We start from the raw sequence: 18875 nt of genomic DNA, 5'->3' as shown, positions 1-18875 counted from the left end.
CAGACTCCTCGGTATTAGACGGACAGGCTGTAGCGGCTCAGGTTACTCAACAGATATGGATCGTTGGCGACACGGGGACGGCGTCCCGGATCGCCCAGGGCGTGACGCAGAAACTCCTGGGTCCGTTCGCTGGTGGGGTGCTGGAAGATCTGCTTGGCACTGCCGCGTTCGACGATCACACCGTTTTCGGTGAAGTAGACGATGTCGCTGATCTCTTCGGCAAAACGCATTTCGTGGGTCACCAGCACGCAGGTCATGCCCTCTTCCGTGAGTGCGCGAATCACCGTCAGCACCTCACCAACGGTTTCCGGGTCGAGGGCAGAAGTCACCTCATCGAACAGAATCAGTTCCGGGCGCATGGCCAACGCCCGGGCAATCGCCACCCGCTGTTGCTGACCGCCGGAGAGTTGCCCCGGATAAGCATCGGCCTTGTGCTCCATGCGCACCTTGGCCAGCAAGGCGCGGGCGTCTTTTTCGGCCTCGGAGCGGTTGCGCCCCAGCACTTTGCGCGGGGCGATCACCAGGTTCTCCAGCACCGACAAATGCGGAAACAGGTTGTACTGCTGGAACACAAACCCCACACGCTTGCGCAGCTCGATACGCTGGCTTTCCTGGGCCAGGGTGTGAACCTCGGTGGCGCCGACGCGGATGCTCCCGCGCTGGGGCTGCAACAGGCCGGTGATGCAGCGCAGGATCGTCGACTTGCCGGAGCCGGACGGGCCAATGATCGACACGGCCTGGCCGCGATGCACGTCGAGGTCTATGCCCTTGAGCACCGGGTTGCTGCCAAATGACAGGTGCAGGTCGCGCAGGCTGACCAAGGGTTCGGCGACGGTTTCAGTAGAAGGCATAACGTCGCTCCAGGCGTTGGGTGAGTCGGGAAATCGGGTAGCAGTAAGCAAAGAACAGCACCAGCAGGCTCAGGTAAATCACCACGGTGAAGCCGGTGAGGTTCACCGTGTTGCTGGCGATTTGCGCGGTGTCGATCACGTCATGCACGCCCACCAAAGACGCCAGTGCGGTGCCCATGGTGATCACCGCGTAGAGGTTCATCCACGGCGGCAACATGCGTTTGAAGCACTGCGGCAGGATGATCGAGCGGAAAATCTGCCCGCGAGTGAAGGCCAGGGATCGCGCCGCTTCCCACTGGGTACTGGGGATCGAGGCGACGGCACCACGGAAGATCTCCGCAACATTGGCGCTCGCCGGCAACGCCAGGCCAATCGTGACCTTGACCCAGTCCGGGAACGCGACATAAGCGCTGCCGATGTGGATCTCGAACGGGAACACATAGGTGGTGAAATAGATCAGCACCAGCCACGGCGCGTTGCGAAAAATCTGCACCCAGATCCGCGCCGGCAAGCGCAGCAGCCACAACGGCGACAACGTCAGGGCACCGACCAACAACCCCAGCAACGAGCCCAGCCCGATCGCCACCAGACTGATCAGAATGTTCTGGCCAAACCCGACGACCAAGGCTGGCGACCATTGCAGCAAAGCCTTGAGTACCGGGCTGTGCGGCGCGAAATACACCAGCCAGAGCACGGCCCCCACCAACAGCAGCAACTTGCCGACATGCCGACGCGGCCAGGCCAGCGGCGCGGTGACGGACGATTCAATGGCCATAACCGGGCATCCTCAGGCGCGCTTCGAGCAGGCGCCCCACACAATTGACGGTAAAACTCAGCAGGCCGAAGAACGTCAGGATCAGAATCATCAGCTCCAACACGTTATCGCTCTGGGTCCAGATCATGATCGCCGCGTAGGTGATATCGCCGACGGCGATGGCCGAGGCGACGGCGGTCATTTTCACCAGGTCGATCAGATTGTTGATCAGCGATGGCAAGGCAAAACGCAGGGCCAGCGGCAGTTGCACATTCCACAACAACTGGCGACTGCTGAACGCCAGCGAACTGGCCGCCTCGATTGTCACTGCCGGCACCGCTTCGATCCCGGCACGCAAGGCTTCGGCATGAAACGCACCTTTGTGCAGCGAAATCACGATCACCACCCAAGCGAACGGCGTCAGCGGGTTGGCCGCGCCGACGGCCTGGGTCAGCAGCATATTCAGCACCAGAAATGCGCAATACAGCTGCACCAGCGTCGGCGTGTTGCGGGTGACTTCGACAAACACCCGTGCTGGTTTTGCCAGCCAGGGTTTACCCGAGGTCAGCATCGCCGCCAAACCGACCCCCGCCAGCAGGCTGCCGACGATGGTGAACAGGCACAGCAGCACCGTGGTCAGCGCGCCCTTCTCCAGGGTTCCGCGCTGATAAGCGTCCAGCAGAAAGCCGTAGTTCAGGCCGAATCCGGCGGCCCAGTGGACGAACAGTTCCAACAAATGACTCATGGTTCGCCCCGCAATTGCCTGCAGGCTTGAGCGATGCGGCATCCGGCTTCGACTACGGTGTCGGTCGCCGTGGCAATGGACAGGCGAAACCACGGCGACAAGCCATAAGCGCTGCCCGCCACGCCGGCCACGCCCTCTTCCAGCAAATACGCGACGACGTCGGCATCGCTTTGCAGACGTCGACCGTCCGGGCGATAGCGCCCCAACAACCCGGCGCAGCGCACAAACACGAAGAAACCACCTTGAGGTTCGAGCACTTCAAGACCGTCCACTTCGCGTAAGGCGCTGACCAGTGAATCCCGGCGTTGTTGATAGGCCGCGACTTGCGACCGCAAGAAATCCAGTCCACCTTCGAATGCCGCCAATGCGGCGGCTTGTCCGACCGAGGAAGCGCCCGAGGTGGATTGCGATTGCACCACGGTCATGGCCTGGGTCAGCGCTTGCGGTCCGGCGCCGAAACCGATGCGCCAACCGGTCATGGCGTAGGTCTTGGACACCCCGCCCACCAGCAGGCTGCGCGCCTGCAAATCCGGCGCAACGTTGAGCAGGCTCTGGGCAGGCAAACCGTCGAAACGGATATGTTCGTAGAGCTCATCCAGCAGAATCAGCACGTGGGGATGGCGCCGCAGCACCTCGGCCAGGGCACGCAGCTCGGCCGCGCTGTACACCGCGCCGCTGGGGTTGCCGGGGCCGTTGAGGATCAGCCAGCGAGTCCGTTCGCCAATCCGTTGCTCCAATTGTTCGGCCGTCAGTTTGCAGCCCTGCGCCAGCCCGCATTCGATAAACACCGGCTCGCCGCCATTGAAGCGCACGCTGTCGGGGAACGACGGCCAGTACGGCGTTGGCACCAGCACCTGATCGCCGTCGTCGAGGGTGGCGGCAAAGGCATTGAAGATGATCTGTTTGGCACCGTTGCCAATCACGATCGATTCCAGCGGATAGTCCAGCTGGTTTTCCTGCTGGAGTTTGCGTTGCACCGCGATGCGCAAGGCCTTCACGCCCGGTGTCGGCGTGTACTTGGTGGCACCGGCGGCGATGGCGGCATAAGCGGCCTGCTTGATGTGCTCCGGGGTGTCAAAATCCGGCTCGCCGGTGGTCAGGTCGAGGATGTCGCGACCAGCCTCGCGCAATGCCGTGGCTTGAGATTTCGCGGCGGCATTGGCCGACAGCGAGACGCGCTGTACGCGTTTGGACAGACGAAGCGTCATGACTGACTCCCCTTCAAAACCTTGCCGGGGTTCAGCAGATTGTTCGGGTCCAGCGCTTGCTTGATCCGGCGCATCAGGTCGAGTTCCACCGGGCTTTTGTAGCGCCCTAGCATGTCCCGTTTGCGCTGGCCGACACCGTGCTCGGCGCTAATGGAGCCGCCGTGAGCGTGGGCGCTGTCGTGCACCAGTTGGCTGAGTGCTGCGTAATGGGCCATGTGCGCCTCGACCGTTGAGTTGTGCGGATGGGCGACGTTGTAATGCAGGTTACCGTCGCCCAGATGGCCGAAGGTGTAATGCCGCACACCAGGGAAATGGCGCTGCAACAGCGCATCGGTATGGGCGACAAATGCCACGACCTGGGAAATCGGCACCGAGATGTCGTGCTTCATATTGCGACCGGCACGCTTCTGCGCCTCGCTCATGTTCTCGCGCAACAGCCAAAACGCCTGGCTCTGGGCGAGGCTTTCGGCGATCAGCGCATCGGCCAGCAGGCTCTGCTCGTAGGCCTCGCCCAGTACCTGTTCAAACGCTTCGCGGGCATGGCTTTCGCTGTGGTTATCGGACAATTCCAACAACGCGAACCAAGGCTGACGGGCACCGGAAAAGGGTTGTGGGCCTTCGGGAAATTGCTCGCGCAGCAACGCAAGGCACCCGGCACTGAGCAGTTCGAACGCGGTCAGGCTGGCACCGAAACCGGCGCGGGCATGGGACAGGAACGTCACCGTTTTGGCCAGCGAGTCGAAGGCCAACAGCGCTGTGGCCTGGGCCTTGGGCAACGGGAACAGTCTCAGGGTGGCGGCGGTGATGATGCCGAGGGTGCCTTCGCTGCCGATGAACAGGTCGCGCAAGTCGTAGCCGGTGTTGTCCTTGCGCAAACCGCGCAGGCCATTCCAGATGTCGCCCTGGGCGGTGACCACTTCCAGACCAAGGGTCAATTCGCGGGTATTGCCATAGCGCAGCACCGCCGTGCCACCGGCATTGGTGCCCAGATTGCCGCCAATGGTGCAGCTGCCTTCGGCGCCCAGGCTCAGCGGGAACAGGCGCCCGGCATCGCGGGCGACGCCCTGAATGGTGTGCAGAATGCAGCCCGCCTCGACGGTCAGGGTGTCGTTGTCGGTGTCCACTGCCCGAACGCGATTCATCCGGTCGAGCAGCAACAACACCGCGCGGCCACTGGCGTCCGGAGTCGCGCCGCCCATCAGCCCGGTGTTGCCGCCCTGCACCACCACCGGCGTATCGCAGGCCACGCACGCGCGCACCACCGCCGCAACTTCTTCGGTGCTTGCCGGGTGCACGGCGGCAATCACCTGCCCCACGTAACGGCCCTGTTTGTCGGTCAGGTACGGCGCGGCCTCTTCGCTGGTCTGCACATGACGGGCGCCGAGCAGTTGCTGCAAGGCCACGAACAACGGTCGACTCATGACCGCACTGCCAGCGGTGCCGCGTTGCGGTATTGCTCGTGCAGGTCACGCAAGGCTTGCGACGGTGCCATGCCCGTGCGTTCGCCCAATTCGATCAGCCAGCCGCTGCGGTGCCAGTCGCGCACGATGGCATCCAGCTTCGCCTGGGTATCGTGCTCGCCCTTGCGTATCCAGATCACCGAGTTCGACGGGATCAAGTCACCCGGCAGCGGAATTTCATACCCGGCCCACTCGGCATCGCTCAATAAGGTATGCATGGTCGGGCTGACATGCACCGCCGCCACGCAGCCATTGCCGCGCAACGACAACAGCGATTCGGACTGGCTGCGAAACGCCTTGATCTGCGCGCCGTAGGTTTCCTGTAATGGCTTGATGAAGTTGCTGCCCTGGGACACGCACACCGGTTTGTCCTTAAAGTCGCTCCACTGGGTGATACCCGCACCCTTGCGAATCAACGCGGCGCCACCGACTTCTTCATAGGGCGTGGGCACGTAATCGAGAATCTCGGCGCGTTCTTCGGTGAACTGCATATTGGCGATCAGGATGTCGACCTTGCCCTGCTGCAGGAACTGCACCCGGTTGGGTGCCAGCACCGAAACAGTCTGGGCCTCGACACCCAGCGCCTCGGCGATGCCCTTAGCCAGTTCGACGTTGTACCCCAGGTGTTCGCCGGTCTTGGGGTCGAGGGTGCCGAACGGCGGACCACTGAGCATCACCCCGACGCTGATCGCGTGGCGTTGTTCGATCTTGTCCAGCGTGGCATCGGCCTGAGCGAGGCTGGCGCCCAGCACGGCGCATCCTGCCAGGCACAGCATGGCCAGGCTTCTAGCGGAAAAATATCGGTTCATGCACGACTACCTTGAACGACCGCCGAATCCGTCGGCGGTCTATTGAAAACAATGAGGTGAACCGCTCAGGCGCCGTTGGCCTGGAACTGTTTCTGCAACTCCACCAAGGCCGGTGACGCGGGCGTTATGCGGTTGCGGGTCTGGGCGTCGATCAGCCAGCCGCTGCGGTGCAGTTCCTTGACGATGGGGTCGAGCCGGGCCTGGGTATCGCGTTCGCCAGGTCGGGTCCAGATCACCGAAGGGGCCGGGTTGAGCTCCGGACTCAGCGCCCGATAGCCCTGCCATTCGGCATTGTCAGCGATCAACGGGTTGATCAGCGTGGCGTCATGCACTGCCGCGACGCAGTTGTTGCCACGCAGCGCGAGCAAGGATTCCGACGAGCTCTTGAACGCCTTGATCTCCACGCCCAGATCAGTGAGCGGCTTGATGTAGCTGCTGCCCTGGGAGGTGCAGACGGGCTGGCCCTTGAGGTCTTCCCAACGGCTGATCTTGCTGTACTTGAGCAGCGCCGCGGTACCGCCGACACGGTAGAAAGGCGTTGGCACAAAACCGAGGATCTCACCGCGCTCGGCGGTCCATTCCATGTTGGCGATCAACAAATCCACTTTGCCCTGCTGCAAAAACTGCACGCGGTTGGCGGGCAATACCGGCACCAATTGCACCTCGGCGCCCAACTGCCGACCCAGTTCCTGAGCGAGGTCGACGTTCAAGCCCCGAGGTTTCTGAGTGCCCGGATCGATACTGCCGAAGGGGCCGCCGGACAGTACGACCCCCACCGTCAGCACATGCCGTTGCTGGATCTTGTCCAGCGTGGCATCAGCCTGAGCCCCGGCACTGGTAGCCAATGAGATCAAGGCGCCCAGCATCACAGGCAACCATCGTTTTACAGGTGAGCGCTCAAGCAACATGGATTTCCCCTCATGGATGATCGGCGTTCCCCGACCTGATGAGGCGGCATCCTAGGTACAGTCCTGAAGTAACGGAAATTCAAATATCTAATATCGTTATAACTTGCCGTATTGCTGCTAAGCGAAAATCCTCACAGCGCCCGTAGTTACCGCATTAGCACTAAAATATCGCCAAAAATACATAAACAAATGTAATGTTTATGTTTGCAGCCCTGATATAAAAACAGCCCGGAAATGGCCATGCCGACCTCACCTACCCTCGATCTCGAATTGCTGCGCACCTTCATTGCCGTGGTCGATCACCACAGTTTTGCCGAGGCCGGCGCGCAACTGGCCCGCACGCAATCGTCGGTCACCCAGCACATGCAACGCCTGGAACAACAAGTGGGGGTGAGTCTGTTCGAGAAGCGCGGGCGTCAGAAGCAACTGACCGAAGCCGGCTTGCAGTTGTTGCGTCATGCGCGGCAGATGCTTTCGCTCAACGACGATGCGCTGAACTCCCTGCGCGAAAGCAACTTGAGCGGTGTGCTGCGGATCGGCTCACCCCATGACATCGCCGACACCATCCTGCCGCCGATCCTCAGCCACATCGCCCGCTCGGCCCCGCGCTTGCGCCTGGAGATCGATGTCGGCCGCAGCCCGTTTCTGATGGATGACCTGCACCGGGGCAAGGTCGACATGGTGATCTCCACCCGTGAAGACCCGACGCTCGAAGGCTTCGCCTTGCGCACCTCGCCGGTGTGGTGGATTTGCTCGGCGCAGTACATCCATACGCCCGGTGAGCCTTTGCCGCTGATTCTGGTGGATGAGCCGAGCATCTATCGTCGCTACGCCCTGGAGGCGCTGGAGCGCGCCAACATTCCATGGCGCCAGGCGTACCTGGCGTCGAACCTGATCGGCATCAAGGCCGCAACGCGTGCCGGGCTGGGCGTCACGCCCAGAAGCATGGAAATGCTCGGCCCCGATATGCGCGTGCTCGGCGAAAACGATGGCCTGCCACGGCTGCCGGACGTGACCTACCACTTGTGGATTCGGCCCAACACCGTGAACCCGCTGGTGCGTCGGGCCTATGAGTTGATCAGGAGCAGTCGAGGGCTTTGACGCGGCCATTCAGAAGACCCGATCTGCGAGCGGGTCGCGCAGAACCTGCAACGGCTGCGGGGCAAGCGCCATTTGTCCCTCGACGCTCTGGCCCGGCAATGCGGCGTGAGTCGGGCGATGCTGGCGCAGATCGAATCCGGACGCAGCGTGCCGTCGATCAAAGTACTGTGCAAAAGCTTTGCCGCGTGTCCGCAAGTGCAGCAGTGTTACTACGTCGCGGGCGAGTGGGACTTCGTGCTGATCCTCGCGGTCAGGAGCATGCAGCAGTACACCGACCTGACCCGCGAGTTGCTCTTTGAGAACAATAACGTCAAACGCTTCAAAACCCTTGTTTCGATGAGCACCGTGAAGCTGGGTTTGAATATCCCGTTGGGCGTTGAATAGCCTACGGTGCAGGATGCGCAACTATAGCGCTGGGGGGGGGGGGCTGCGCCCCATTTCCTCTGTAATTTAACGACGGTATTTCTTTTGTAAAAGATCGATGGCGATCGCTACTGCAAATAAAGCAGCCGCTGCCAAAATCAACATACGAAGATGGTCAGATTGCGTCGAGGTTATATATGAATAAGCCCCGTGATTATTGATCAGGACTTGATGTGTCGCGTCTGGATTTTTCGTGCCCTCCCCCGCATATTGAACAAACAAGCTATTTCGATAAAAAAACAGTAAGACACCAGAAGTCCCAGCTAAAAATTTAGAAACCAAAAAAACCATTTTCATGCTCATCACCACGGACATCCAGCCGATCCAGAAACAGCGCTCGTTTGTCCAGCAAAAACCTCCTCACCAGTCTCACCAAATAAATCCTTTCCTGCTTTTCTCAAGCGCTTTCTTTTTTCTCTTTTATTATACCAATCAAAGACCAACCAAGAAAAAAACAGACAACAACCCCTATCGCCGCCGCAACAAGCACGAGAATAGATGAGTTAACTTTATTAGTTGTTGCAACAAGCCTTACCAGCGCAGTAAATGCGACACCACTATAAATACTATTTTGCAAAGTTTTTCTTGGGTTTAATGGTTGCCTTACGATGTAAAATAGCGCCCCAAACATCATTGAAATAACAATTGAGCAGGTAATTATGAGTAGCATCATGTGACCCCATCCTGATTAAAGCAATCATTAAGTGAACTACTGAGACTGAGATGAGCAGGAGGGAACCGCCACCCCCCCGCTTTTGAGTAGACAAGCAAATAAGCGCCAATGGCTACTGGGGTCAATCAGGTTGAGTTCACAGGCGATAAAGTATAGATATGATCATTGACGACAGATCTCACGCCAGTGACTTTTAATTTACCACTATCGTAGAAAGTTCTTTCGTCCATGGACTACTCCTACTACTTCTAACGATCCATCTAAAGGCGTTCGTGGCAACTCAATTCAAATAGGCATCATTCTGGGTGATGCTAGTACAGGGCCATCACTCTGTCCAATGACTGCTCTTGGCCCCCGTGACTGGGGGGACCAACAGGCCTCTTCGTGCGAAAGATTCTGTAACCTCAGCGACCAAGACTATCCGCCAATCTCCTGGCCTGCTGAGTCGCGACCTCACGCGCGCTGAGGTCAACGTCTTCCCCCAGGATGGTTTTCTCTACAGTCACCGAGTGCACATCCGTCACGCCGATAAATTTCAGCCAGGCTTCAACGTAAGGCTTCTGGAAGTCGAAGCGCTCTGCCGGGGTGATCGACTGCGCCGAAAAATCCAGGCCGCGGGCATACATCACCACAGCGGTCTTGTTGTGCAGCATGCCTTCCAGACCGCGCTCCGGGTCGAAGCTGAACAGGATGTCTTTCTGCGACACCAGGTCGATGAAGTGCTTGAGTTTGTACGGGATGCTGAAATTCCACAGTGGCACGGACATCACCAGCACATCCGCGCCGTGCAGGTGCGCGGCCAGATCTTTCAAGGTGTTCCAGGCGTCTTGTTGTACCGGGGTCAAGGGCGTGCCACTGAGTCCGGCGTATTTGGCCTCCATGGCCTGATCATTGAACTCCGGCAACGCCATGTTCCAAAGGTCTAGGGTGATGATTTCGGTGTCCGGGATGTTTTCCTGATAGCGCGCAATGAAGCTGCGGGCGACTTCAAGGGAGGCCGAGCGCTGTTTGCGCGGGGAACATTCGATATGCAGAAGAGTAGTCATGGCACGCCTCGGGTAATGGGAGATGGGGGGCGGCAAACATTGCAACATAGTTTTATTTGGAATATAAATCGTAAATAAATAAGCTATTAATCACGTATCAAACTATGTTCGATGCTCTGCTACTCAAGACTTTTGTCACAGTCGTCGATGAAGAAGGCTTCAGCCGTGCAGCCGAGAAGCTGCACCTGACCCAGTCCGCGGTCAGTGGGCACGTGCGGCGACTGGAAGAACAGATTGGTAAACCCCTGTTGAGGCGTACCACCCGTTCCCAGCAACTGACGCCCGATGGCGAACGCCTGGTGGCTTATGCACGCACGATCCTCGCGCTGAACCGTGATGCCTGGGCAGAACTGACACGCACGCCGTTTCACGGGCGACTGCGGATCGGGGTATCCGAAGATTTTGTCGAATCGCGATTAATGCGGACTTTTCAGGATTTCGCGGCGCAGTACCCGGGGATGGAGATCGACGTGCAGGTGGGCATTCCGGGCACGTTGCTGGCCTCGATGAAACAAGGGCATCTGGAACTGGTCATCGGCTCTCTGTGCGAAACCAGCGACACGGGGCTGCTGCTATGGCAAGAACCGCTGGTGTGGGCCTGGTCGGCGCAGCCCGTCACCGAGTTACCGACGCCGTTGCCGCTGGCCCTGTTCCCCGAGCCGTGCCCTTATCGCGAGGTGGCCCTGACACAACTGGCTCGGGCGGGGATCGCCCAACGAACGGCGATGTTGTGCAGCAGCACGGCCGGATTGCGAGCCGCGGCGCTTGCTGGCTTCGCGGTAGCGCCCATGCCAGTCAGCCAGTTGGGGCAAGGACTGGCGGTTCTTGGTGCGGAACAAGGATTGCCGGATTTGCCGGATGCGCAGTATCGGTTGTTCAGCGCTCCTGAAGCGGATCAGGCGATTGTGGCAGCGGTCACTCAACTCATTGTGGAGTATTGCTCTACGCGCAGGACTTAAGAATCATACCTTGTTGACCCCGTTACTCACTGCTCAGGGAGAGCGCCATGTCTGTAGAAATCCAGCTTTCGGAAAATGCGACCGAAGCAGAGCGACTAGGCATTTTGACCCCATTGCTGGCCCATAACCTGGCCAACGGTGGCGACGACGCCTATGAAACTTTTGCTCTGTTGCTACGAGACGCTGACAGTAACGAAGTTATGGGTGGGCTGTACGGCAAGATCTCTTATCGATGGCTGCTCATCGATCTTGTCAGCGTTCCCGAGTCAATGCGCGGTCAGGGTATCGGAGAACGGCTAATGCGCATGGCTGAAGAAGTCGCGCAGAAAAAACACTGCATTGGTATCTGGCTGGAGACCTTCAGTTTTCAGGCTCCCGGTTTTTATCGAAAACTGGGTTACTCCGAATTCGGACGCCTGGCAGACTATCCACCAGGACATACCCGGCTCTATTACCAGAAGTTGTTGTGCTGACCGCGTTTTAGATCCAGGGCCGTTAGTTGCGCTTTACAGCGGACGGCTATCGGCCAAAAGCGAACCTTAACGATCGTGAATCAGTCTTCACCTTCATGCGCTCATTTGCCAACCCGGTGCCGTGCAGCTATTGTCAGCTTTATGAATCAGCCACGAATTGCCTTGACCACGACTACCACGACCGCCAGAGGCGGGTCGTGAGAGGTGTCGTGAGGCCAATAACACACGAACTTCAAAGGCCCGCCAGTGATGGATAGGGCCTTTTCTTTTGCCCTTGTGTCGCTGGTCCAAACGCAAGGAAAAGCACTATGTATGCACTGTTGATTCTCGATATGCAGGTTGGGTTGTTTCATGGCCCGGATAAACCGTGGGCTGGCGAAGCGCTGCTAGACACATTGAATAACCTGTTGAGTAAAGCCCGACGTGCAGGTGCGCCAATTTTCCTTGCTCGTCACGTCGGTCCACCTGGTTCGCCTATCGAGTCTGGAAGTCCGTTGACGCAACTGGTGCAGGAACTGGAGCTACAGGGTGACGAAGTGATCTTCGAGAAAAGCCGACCCAACGCCTTCACCAAGACTGCTCTGGCCGATCAGCTACGAGCTTGTGGCGCTCAGGGCGTGGTCATTACCGGAATGAAGACCCAATACTGTGTCGATAGCACCTGCCGCGCTGCACGGGATTTTGGATTCGATGCAGTGCTGATCGCCGATGGCCACACCTGCAACAGCCCCCCTGCGCTGAAGGCTGAAGAGATTGTCGCTCATCACAATGCGACTCTGGCGGGACCATTCTGTCGCGTCGTATATGCTGAGGACTGGTGTTTCTAACCGCCATCGACAGACCGGTCCGAGTCAGGACCGATCTGCCCACTTTGGGCCGACAGCAGTCGTCGCCGAGTGGCAACGGTAGTGGCCCGCCCCTATCGTCCGCCTGCTGCGCCCTCTTCACGCTCACACCTGATCCATAGCCTCGACCACTCCCTGATCCTCACCCAGAAACCCGCCGCTTTGATGCTGCCACAGCCGCGCATAAATCCCGTTCTTCCCGAGCAATTCGGTGTGGGTGCCCTGCTCGATGATGCGTCCGTTGTCCATGACGATGAGCCGGTCCATGGCCGCAATGGTGGACAGTCGATGGGCGATGGCGATCACCGTCTTGCCCTGCATCATTTCATCGAGGCTTTCCTGTATGGCCACTTCGACTTCCGAGTCCAGCGCGCTGGTGGCCTCGTCAAGAAGCAGGATCGGGGCATTCTTGAGCATCACCCGGGCAATCGCGACGCGTTGGCGCTGGCCGCCCGACAGCTTGATGCCGCGCTCACCCACAAGGGTGTCGTAACCGGTATGGCCTTGCCGGTCGCTCAGTTGGCTGATGAACTCATCGGCCTGGGCATTGGCCGCGGCGCTGCGGATTTGCGCGTCGGTCGCATCGGGGCGGCCGTAGGCGATGTTGTCACGAATGGAACGGTGCAGCAGGGAGGTATCCTGCGTGACCATACCGATGGCGCCGCGCAGGCTGTCTTGCGTCACTTTTGCGATGTTCTGGCCGTCGATGCGAATCTCCCCGCTGTCGACGTCATAAAAGCGCAGCAGCAAGTTGATAAGCGTGGATTTGCCGGCGCCAGAGCGGCCAACCAGACCGATCTTTTCGCCCGGACGGATGTGCAGGCTCAGGCCATCGAGCACCTGACGTTCGCCATTGTAGTTGAAGCTCACCTTATCGAAGGTGACCGCGCCGCCGGAGGTCACGAGCACGCCCGCGTCCGGCGCATCCTGCACCTTTGGGCCCCGGGTAAAGGTTGCCATGCCATCCTGCACGGTGCCGATGCTCTCGAACAGCGAGGTCATTTGCCACATGATCCAGTGCGACATGCCATTGATACGCAACGCCATGGCGGTGATTGCCGCCACGGCTCCTGCGCCGACCTCACCCTGGTGCCATAGCCACAGGGCATACCCCCCTGCTGCCATGATCAACGCCACCACCAATGCCTGGTTGACGATCTCGAACTGGCTTACCAGGCGCATCTGACGAAAGCCGGTTTGTTTGAAATCCTCCATCGCTGCACGCGCGAAATGCGCTTCACGATTGGAGTGGGAGAACAGCTTCACCGTCGTGATGTTCGTGTAGGCGTCTGAGATACGCCCGGTCATCATCGACCGCGCATTGGCCTGTTCCTGCCCGACTTTCCCCAGGTGGGGCACGAAGTACCACATGGCCAGCCCGAACAACACGACCCAGGCAATGAAAGGCAGCATCAGTTTCAGGGCGAAGCCGCCGGCCAGTGCGATGATCGCGATGAAATACACCCCGATCCCGGGGGCGATCTCGATAAGGGTGAATAGCATGTCGCGCACCGCTAGCGCCGTCTGCATCACCTTGGTCGTGACCCGGCCGGAAAACTCATCGGAAAAAAACGAAAGGCTTTGCCGCAGCATCAAGCGATGGAAGTCCCAGCGCAGCCGCAACGGCAAGTTAATCGCCAATATCTGATGCTGCACCATGGTGCGCAACGCCACCAGCCCGACACTGGCCACCATGATGATGCCCATGCCCCACAACACGCGACTTTCCTGCGCAGCCGCTTCACCGCCTGCCTGCCAGGTCGAGAGCAGGTCCACGACCTGCCCGAGGAAGGAAAATAGCCAGGCTTCGTAAATCGACACACCGGCACTGAGCAGCGCAAACACCAGAATGTAACCGCGAGCTCCCCGCGTACAGGCCCACAGGAAGCGAGCCAGGCCGTCGGGTGGCGGTGGCACCTCGTCAGGAGGAAAGGGGTCGAGCCTTCGTTCAAACGCACGAAGCATGGTGTTCTCCAAAACGATCAAGTTGAGGAGATTCTGCCATTGAACGATTGCTTTGAGGGGGTTGCGAAGTAGAGGTATGGCGCTTAGGCAGGTCGCTCTGAGGATTGGGCTGCCGGGGGCGGCCTCTTATACGCTGCCAGAAACCCGGTCGGCAGCGATAAATGTGCCGGTATCGAAGGGGGCTGGCCAAGACCGGACGTTCATCCAAGGACCGCTTTCGGCCGAGGCTGTGTAAAAACGGTTTAGAGCAGGTTTGACAGTCAGAACCAGAACGAAAAGCGCGTTCCTACGCAAATTTCAGGTCCGCTGACCCACCAACCATTGGCAGATTTTACGTAGCGACGCAGACTTCAAAACCGTGTCTGCGTTTTTACACAGCCTGGGTCGACTCCTGCCTTCCGCGAGAGCCAGGAATCCACAACCCGAAGCGGACTTTCAAGTTTAGTCATCGTGAATTGGTTTTATGAGCAACAGTTCGTAGGTCAAATCTGCTTCATAAAATGTGGTGCACCACTCTTGAAAGCCCGACCGGGGCTCGCACAATAGACGGACGATGAGTCCAGACTCCGTACTAAAAGTTTCTTTGACGACTGCGATATCTCCAGGCGCCGCATCACGAGCATTTATCCAATCAACATACACCGCCTTCGTAGAATCGACGTGGGTTAGTTTTATGAAGTCGCCTTTGGAAAGTGTCATAACTGTCTTTAATGCCTCATACCGGTCAGGTAAAAACCTGCTTCTGGCCGATTTCTGCCCGCCGCGGAGGGCTGAAAACGACCCATAGCGGACGCTGACCAACGAGTAAGCTAAGGGGCGGCGGCGCGCCGTCCCAGCGAATGAAATGAGCGATTTCAGCGCCTTGTTAGGCGTAACTGATATACGGCTCACCGAATACATCCTTGAATCTGAAAATATCTTTACCCACTATAAATATCCGAAATCTTGGGTCATTTTGTGCTTGATATGCAGGTATGTCATTGCGCACAAATCGGATTCCAAGGTTAGAAAGCTTAGATTCCATGGCTTCTGCCAAGTTGTTGTCTTTGTAAAAGCCTACGATGTGCCAATGCTCCATTTTCATAATGTGGTCATAGAAGAATTTACAGGCTGCTTCTTCGGATATCGAACTGAATATTGGAGGGTGATCTATCCCGCGCTCCGTATAAAAAACTGACCAAAAACCATTTGTATTGCATAGGCAATACATGTCACTTCCAATGCTGTTGATTGCGAAGTTTTGAGTGCTGCAGCCTTCGGCAATTAACTTTTCATGCGTTTCGAAGGTATTCATGGCTATGCCTGACTATAAGTAGACGACACAAGTGGCATAATATTTTCCGCTGTTTGTGTCTGATAACGTTCCTTGTCCATGTGTAACCCTTGTTCGGCTTGAGTGTCGCGCCAGAAACGCAACATGAGGTGAGGATGTAAAGCGACATGACTTGGGCACACATTACTGGCGTATTAGCAGCGTGTCCATGGTCTGCTTTTGGCCGAGTGCAGCCAATTTCAACTGTAGCTTTCGGCCAATCACGCGCGCTCAATTTCGATTTTCAGACTCTCCTGATGCCACTGCCAGGATCGCCCCATATGCGCCTTCCTCAGGGACATAGGAAACAAATCTGTCACTGGCATCCTTTTGCACCCAAAGGCGTCCACAGTTCTGGCATTCGTAGACAGTCGACATTCGATGGATGTAGATGCTGGATATCCGGCCTTGCAGTTCGTCAGTAGCGCTGATCCAGGGTGCGAACTCGCCAAATGCCTCAGCTATCGCAGCCTTGTCTCCGGACTCCGCAGCCTCTATCAGAGGTTTGAGCTCACGGTGCACTTCATTCCAGAATTCATTTTCTACCTCGTCGCGAAGCAGGCTAGCCTTAAAGGGCGAGCTGTCGGTCTGATCGGTAATCACATGGCCACACTTGCAACCCAGTTTGCTCATTTGCGGTTCATCACCCTGGCGTTCGATCATTTCGTTAAATGGCGGACAACTCTTTGGCAAAACTTTCGACTTGGGCAGGAGTAATTCACTCAGCCCCTCAGGCTTTCATCAGCCTGTAAAAGTCCTCCAGCGCCTCGCGAAAGTCCGCCAGGGAAAAACTGATCGGGCGATTCTCGACGTCCCATCGAGTGGTAATACCGACTTCCAGGCCGCTGGACACGCTCAACCCAAAACGGCGCCAGTGCAGAGTATCTCCGTCAATCACCTGTTCGGTCATCAGCACAAAGCAATCGAAGTCCATGTCATCGCCGCAGACCAGCAGCGGAACCGGCGTCGATGTGCCGTCTTCTGCAGGCGCGAAACGCCGTTGGGCGAGCGCGTCTTCTTCCTCGTCCAACAACCACATCAATGAAAGACCATTCAGGTCTAGATCGGGGTATTCGAGGTGACTGTATAGCCACTCCTCGATAGGTACATCGTCGATAAACAGCCAGGCACAGCGGCTACGGCTAAACTTCGCTTGATGGTAAGCGGCATGGATGCGGTGATGCATAGGAAGTCCATTCAACGATAGAGGGCTAGGGGATCACTCGGTGGGAAAACGCCCGAGTCCGCGTGAGTCGCCGAACAGGTTATCGCCAGGTTCAACGCTTGCTGAAGGGCAACCGCGCGATAAACGGCTCGTGCCAATAGCGGACGTCAAACCTTGGTATTTATCGTTTACGTGTCGTAGCTAGCCGATGCGGGAAGTGTTCCAATTACGGAATTTCCGAAAATGATTGAAAGGTAATCAGCAATGCCAGATGCGACCGATGAAGCATTCTATGATCGTGCAGACGCGCATATAAACCTGTCGAACAAGCAGCTTAGAGAGTTCAGAGACCTTGGCAAGGTAAGCGCGTCGATGATGTTTGGCACCACTCGATTCAATGCTTGGGTGAGCGCTCGCAACTTCAAATCAGGCGAGGAAATGGCGCAGGCTCGCGAAGCGATGTTGAAGTATTTTTGTGAGCAGTACCGGATGATGCTCGAGGATAATCTCGACGACCATATCAACAACTTCAGCAAGTACATGACTGCGAAAGACGCCTGATTGATCTTGGTTGCTCTCGGTGATTGACTGTTTTTGGTCGTTGGCAGTCGATCTTGATGCGCCGCTATCGACCAGAAGCACGCCGACCGCAAGTTATCTTAATCGAAGGAGTGTTTTTAGTGAGCGGCCATAACCACGACTTGAGAAACGACTTCATAGAGGCGCTCAAGGAAATCACCGCGCTGATGTCCATTGCATACGAACAAACCGGCCCAGTACCGGATGACCATGCGTTAGCTCAGGCAGGTTTAGAGAATGGTGGTGAAATCGTTCTGGATTATATCGATCACAACGAGGCTGGAATAGCGTTCGAACACCTGCTTTACATGATTAATGAGCCACCACTCATTGTTTCTGAAAAATGCACAAAGATATTGGCCCGAATCGCAAAGACTCTGGAGATGCCGTTTACAGGGGACGAACGCAGCCGCCTATGAAGGGCAGCTTCTGGCCGATAACTGCCTGTCATGAAGGGCTGCAATCGACCGAGGCTGTGTAAAAACGTTTTTGAGCGCAACAGGTACTCAAAACCGAACTGGAAATCGTGCTTCTACGCGAAATCCACATCTGCTGACGTGCCGATAAACTTCAGACTTAACTTAGACGTGCACACTTCAATTTTGGCGAAGCGTTTTTACACACTCTGGGCCCGAAGCGGTCATTCGTAGGGTATCTCTTGCAAGTTTGCTCGCTTACTTACGATTCGAACTCTCGATACACCCAATGGTGCAACTCATGCCCCCTACAATTTTGCCAGCGACAGTTCTTCGTCCCGACATGCGTGATAGCATTTTGATCTAAGCGTTTTTAGCTTACCGGAATTTTCTTGTCTATGCTCTAGCACCCGATATCTCGATCACAACACACAGGTATCAACTGAGGATAGGTTATGTCCGATGACGGCTATGGGCGCAGCAGAGCAAGTATTTTTTTTCCGGTTTTCAGTATAGGGCAGGCAAAGCTGGTGATTGTGTTGCTTCTCGTTTTACTGGTTGCGGTCAGCGCCCTTGTGCCCGATACAGCTGAGGGAGGAAGTTGGTTGCTGGTCCAGCAGATGATCTTGGTTGGATACAAGGATATTGGGAGTCTTAGTGAAGGGTCAAGCTATAGGTTGGTAGTAATAGTTGGTTTTTCTATGGCGGTTATTCTGTCTTTGGTTGCTGCCATTGTGCTGTCGTTGACTCGTATTAATATGCATGCCTTTCGGGCTGTCGAGGAAAAAAGCTATTTATCAAGAGTTTTGACTGTCGGGGTCATACTAGTATTCTTGTTGCTACCAATTTTTCAAGAGTTGCCAAATAGTGAGTTGCAGTTCTCATATCATGTGCTTAAGGCAATGTGGGAAAGTAGATTGTTGATAATCGGGGCGAGCGTTGCGTATTTTGTGCTCTCTTTGTCGTTTTGGGTGCTGGTTTTATTTGAGGTCTCTAACATTCTGGGGCGGAGGTCGTCAACACGTAATTGAACTCTGCCATGGCCAAGCAGCAAGTCGCTGACCCAGACTGTGTGAAAACGCCAGTGTTTGTCTAACCTTCTGATCGTCTAGATCGTATTGGGGGCGATCTCGACGATGAAAAGGTTAGACGATTACTGGCTCTTTCTCACAGCCTGGCCCCA

Annotated in this window: 23 protein-coding genes and 1 pseudogene; 9 read left to right on the top strand and 15 right to left on the bottom strand. The window is 56.9% G+C overall.

From position 1 onward, the window contains the following. Window positions 1-14: 14 nt before the first annotated feature. From F475_RS06325 to F475_RS06295, 7 genes are all read right to left on the bottom strand, one after another. Window positions 15-851 (bottom strand): amino acid ABC transporter ATP-binding protein, encoded by an 837-nt coding sequence (locus tag F475_RS06325; RefSeq protein ID WP_111453458.1) that lies wholly within the window; start codon window positions 849-851, stop codon window positions 15-17. Further along, the gene (locus F475_RS06320; protein WP_111453457.1) at window positions 838-1626 is read right to left on the bottom strand and encodes an amino acid ABC transporter permease; all 789 of its coding nucleotides are present in this window, start codon (window positions 1624-1626) and stop codon (window positions 838-840) included. Before F475_RS06320 ends, F475_RS06325 begins: the two co-directional genes overlap by 14 nt. Continuing rightward, complete coding sequence (locus tag F475_RS06315) at window positions 1616-2350, bottom strand: amino acid ABC transporter permease (RefSeq protein WP_111453456.1); 735 nt, start codon at window positions 2348-2350, stop codon at window positions 1616-1618. The genes F475_RS06320 and F475_RS06315 overlap by 11 nt, the downstream gene beginning before the upstream one ends. Beyond that, a complete protein-coding gene (locus F475_RS06310; RefSeq protein WP_018929772.1) occupies window positions 2347-3558 on the bottom strand; it encodes an aminotransferase class I/II-fold pyridoxal phosphate-dependent enzyme in 1212 nt (403 codons plus the stop codon). Before F475_RS06310 ends, F475_RS06315 begins: the two co-directional genes overlap by 4 nt. Beyond that, window positions 3555-4979 (bottom strand): FAD-binding oxidoreductase, encoded by a 1425-nt coding sequence (locus F475_RS06305; RefSeq protein WP_111453455.1) that lies wholly within the window; start codon window positions 4977-4979, stop codon window positions 3555-3557. The genes F475_RS06310 and F475_RS06305 overlap by 4 nt, the downstream gene beginning before the upstream one ends. After that, window positions 4976-5827 (bottom strand): transporter substrate-binding domain-containing protein, encoded by an 852-nt coding sequence (locus F475_RS06300; RefSeq protein ID WP_028940217.1) that lies wholly within the window; start codon window positions 5825-5827, stop codon window positions 4976-4978. The genes F475_RS06305 and F475_RS06300 overlap by 4 nt, the downstream gene beginning before the upstream one ends. Window positions 5828-5892: 65 nt before the next feature. Next, window positions 5893-6735, bottom strand: coding sequence for a transporter substrate-binding domain-containing protein (locus F475_RS06295; RefSeq protein WP_111453454.1), 843 nt, complete (start codon window positions 6733-6735; stop codon window positions 5893-5895). Window positions 6736-6975: 240 nt separating this feature from the next. Here F475_RS06295 and F475_RS06290 point away from each other — a divergent pair, with 240 nt between their 5' ends. The 3 genes and pseudogenes from F475_RS06290 to F475_RS30650 all read left to right on the top strand — a co-directional run bounded on the left by F475_RS06290 (window position 6976) and on the right by F475_RS30650 (window position 8220). Then, window positions 6976-7836 (top strand): LysR substrate-binding domain-containing protein, encoded by an 861-nt coding sequence (locus F475_RS06290; RefSeq protein WP_111453453.1) that lies wholly within the window; start codon window positions 6976-6978, stop codon window positions 7834-7836. A 21-nt stretch (window positions 7837-7857) separates the two neighbouring features. Continuing rightward, window positions 7858-8010: pseudogene (locus F475_RS30975) on the top strand (helix-turn-helix domain-containing protein); the annotation flags it as partial. Next, entirely contained in the window at window positions 7984-8220 is a 237-nt protein-coding gene (locus F475_RS30650; protein WP_370741166.1) for an Lrp/AsnC ligand binding domain-containing protein, read from the top strand. The pseudogene F475_RS30975 and the gene F475_RS30650, both read left to right, overlap by 27 nt. Window positions 8221-8286: 66 nt before the next feature. On the opposite strand, the gene F475_RS06280 is transcribed toward F475_RS30650, so the two are convergent. The 3 genes from F475_RS06280 to F475_RS06275 form a co-directional block, all read right to left on the bottom strand. Beyond that, entirely contained in the window at window positions 8287-8574 is a 288-nt protein-coding gene (locus F475_RS06280; protein WP_086946202.1) for a hypothetical protein, read from the bottom strand. Window positions 8575-8656: 82 nt separating this feature from the next. Then, the gene (locus tag F475_RS30215) at window positions 8657-8932 is read right to left on the bottom strand and encodes a hypothetical protein (protein ID WP_138867785.1); all 276 of its coding nucleotides are present in this window, start codon (window positions 8930-8932) and stop codon (window positions 8657-8659) included. A gap of 404 nt (window positions 8933-9336) precedes the next feature. Then, window positions 9337-9978: an FMN-dependent NADH-azoreductase gene (locus F475_RS06275; protein ID WP_111453452.1), complete on the bottom strand. Its 642-nt coding sequence runs from the start codon at window positions 9976-9978 to the stop codon at window positions 9337-9339. 104 nt (window positions 9979-10082) lie between these two features. Here F475_RS06275 and F475_RS06270 point away from each other — a divergent pair, with 104 nt between their 5' ends. The 3 genes from F475_RS06270 (at window position 10083) to F475_RS06260 (ending at window position 12237) form a co-directional block, all read left to right on the top strand. Then, window positions 10083-10937 (top strand): LysR substrate-binding domain-containing protein, encoded by an 855-nt coding sequence (locus tag F475_RS06270; RefSeq protein WP_111453451.1) that lies wholly within the window; start codon window positions 10083-10085, stop codon window positions 10935-10937. A gap of 47 nt (window positions 10938-10984) precedes the next feature. Then, window positions 10985-11410, top strand: a complete 426-nt coding sequence (locus F475_RS06265) for an N-acetyltransferase (RefSeq protein ID WP_111453450.1) — start codon at window positions 10985-10987, stop codon at window positions 11408-11410. 308 nt (window positions 11411-11718) lie between these two features. After that, a complete protein-coding gene (locus tag F475_RS06260; RefSeq protein WP_111453449.1) occupies window positions 11719-12237 on the top strand; it encodes a cysteine hydrolase family protein in 519 nt (172 codons plus the stop codon). A 123-nt stretch (window positions 12238-12360) separates the two neighbouring features. Here F475_RS06260 and F475_RS06255 read toward each other — a convergent pair whose 3' ends face one another. The 5 genes from F475_RS06255 to F475_RS06235 form a co-directional block, all read right to left on the bottom strand. Further along, complete coding sequence (locus tag F475_RS06255; RefSeq protein WP_111453448.1) at window positions 12361-14220, bottom strand: ABC transporter ATP-binding protein; 1860 nt, start codon at window positions 14218-14220, stop codon at window positions 12361-12363. Between the two features lie 441 nt (window positions 14221-14661). Beyond that, window positions 14662-15111, bottom strand: coding sequence for a hypothetical protein (locus F475_RS30645; protein ID WP_256597074.1), 450 nt, complete (start codon window positions 15109-15111; stop codon window positions 14662-14664). After that, on the bottom strand, window positions 15086-15514 hold the full coding sequence (locus tag F475_RS06245; protein WP_111453447.1) for an SPOR domain-containing protein: 429 nt from the start codon (window positions 15512-15514) through the stop codon (window positions 15086-15088). Before F475_RS06245 ends, F475_RS30645 begins: the two co-directional genes overlap by 26 nt. A 249-nt stretch (window positions 15515-15763) precedes the next feature. Beyond that, complete coding sequence (locus tag F475_RS06240; protein ID WP_256597073.1) at window positions 15764-16165, bottom strand: hypothetical protein; 402 nt, start codon at window positions 16163-16165, stop codon at window positions 15764-15766. Between the two features lie 97 nt (window positions 16166-16262). Beyond that, window positions 16263-16718 carry a hypothetical protein gene (locus F475_RS06235; protein ID WP_111453445.1) on the bottom strand — a complete coding sequence of 152 codons (456 nt, stop codon included), beginning with the start codon at window positions 16716-16718 and terminating at the stop codon, window positions 16263-16265. 243 nt (window positions 16719-16961) lie between these two features. Here F475_RS06235 and F475_RS06230 point away from each other — a divergent pair, with 243 nt between their 5' ends. From F475_RS06230 to F475_RS06220, 3 genes are all read left to right on the top strand, one after another. Next, entirely contained in the window at window positions 16962-17258 is a 297-nt protein-coding gene (locus F475_RS06230; protein ID WP_111453444.1) for a DUF3144 domain-containing protein, read from the top strand. Between the two features lie 119 nt (window positions 17259-17377). Continuing rightward, entirely contained in the window at window positions 17378-17695 is a 318-nt protein-coding gene (locus tag F475_RS06225) for a hypothetical protein (RefSeq protein ID WP_111453443.1), read from the top strand. Between the two features lie 452 nt (window positions 17696-18147). Continuing rightward, window positions 18148-18723 (top strand): hypothetical protein, encoded by a 576-nt coding sequence (locus tag F475_RS06220; protein WP_111453442.1) that lies wholly within the window; start codon window positions 18148-18150, stop codon window positions 18721-18723. Window positions 18724-18875 lie beyond the last annotated feature (152 nt).

The organism is Pseudomonas sp. URMO17WK12:I6 (assembly GCF_003253625.1).
Classification (GTDB): Bacteria; Pseudomonadota; Gammaproteobacteria; order Pseudomonadales; family Pseudomonadaceae; genus Aquipseudomonas.
The sequence above is the reverse complement of the archived record's forward strand: the minus strand, read 5'-3'. Positions and strand labels throughout refer to the sequence as shown.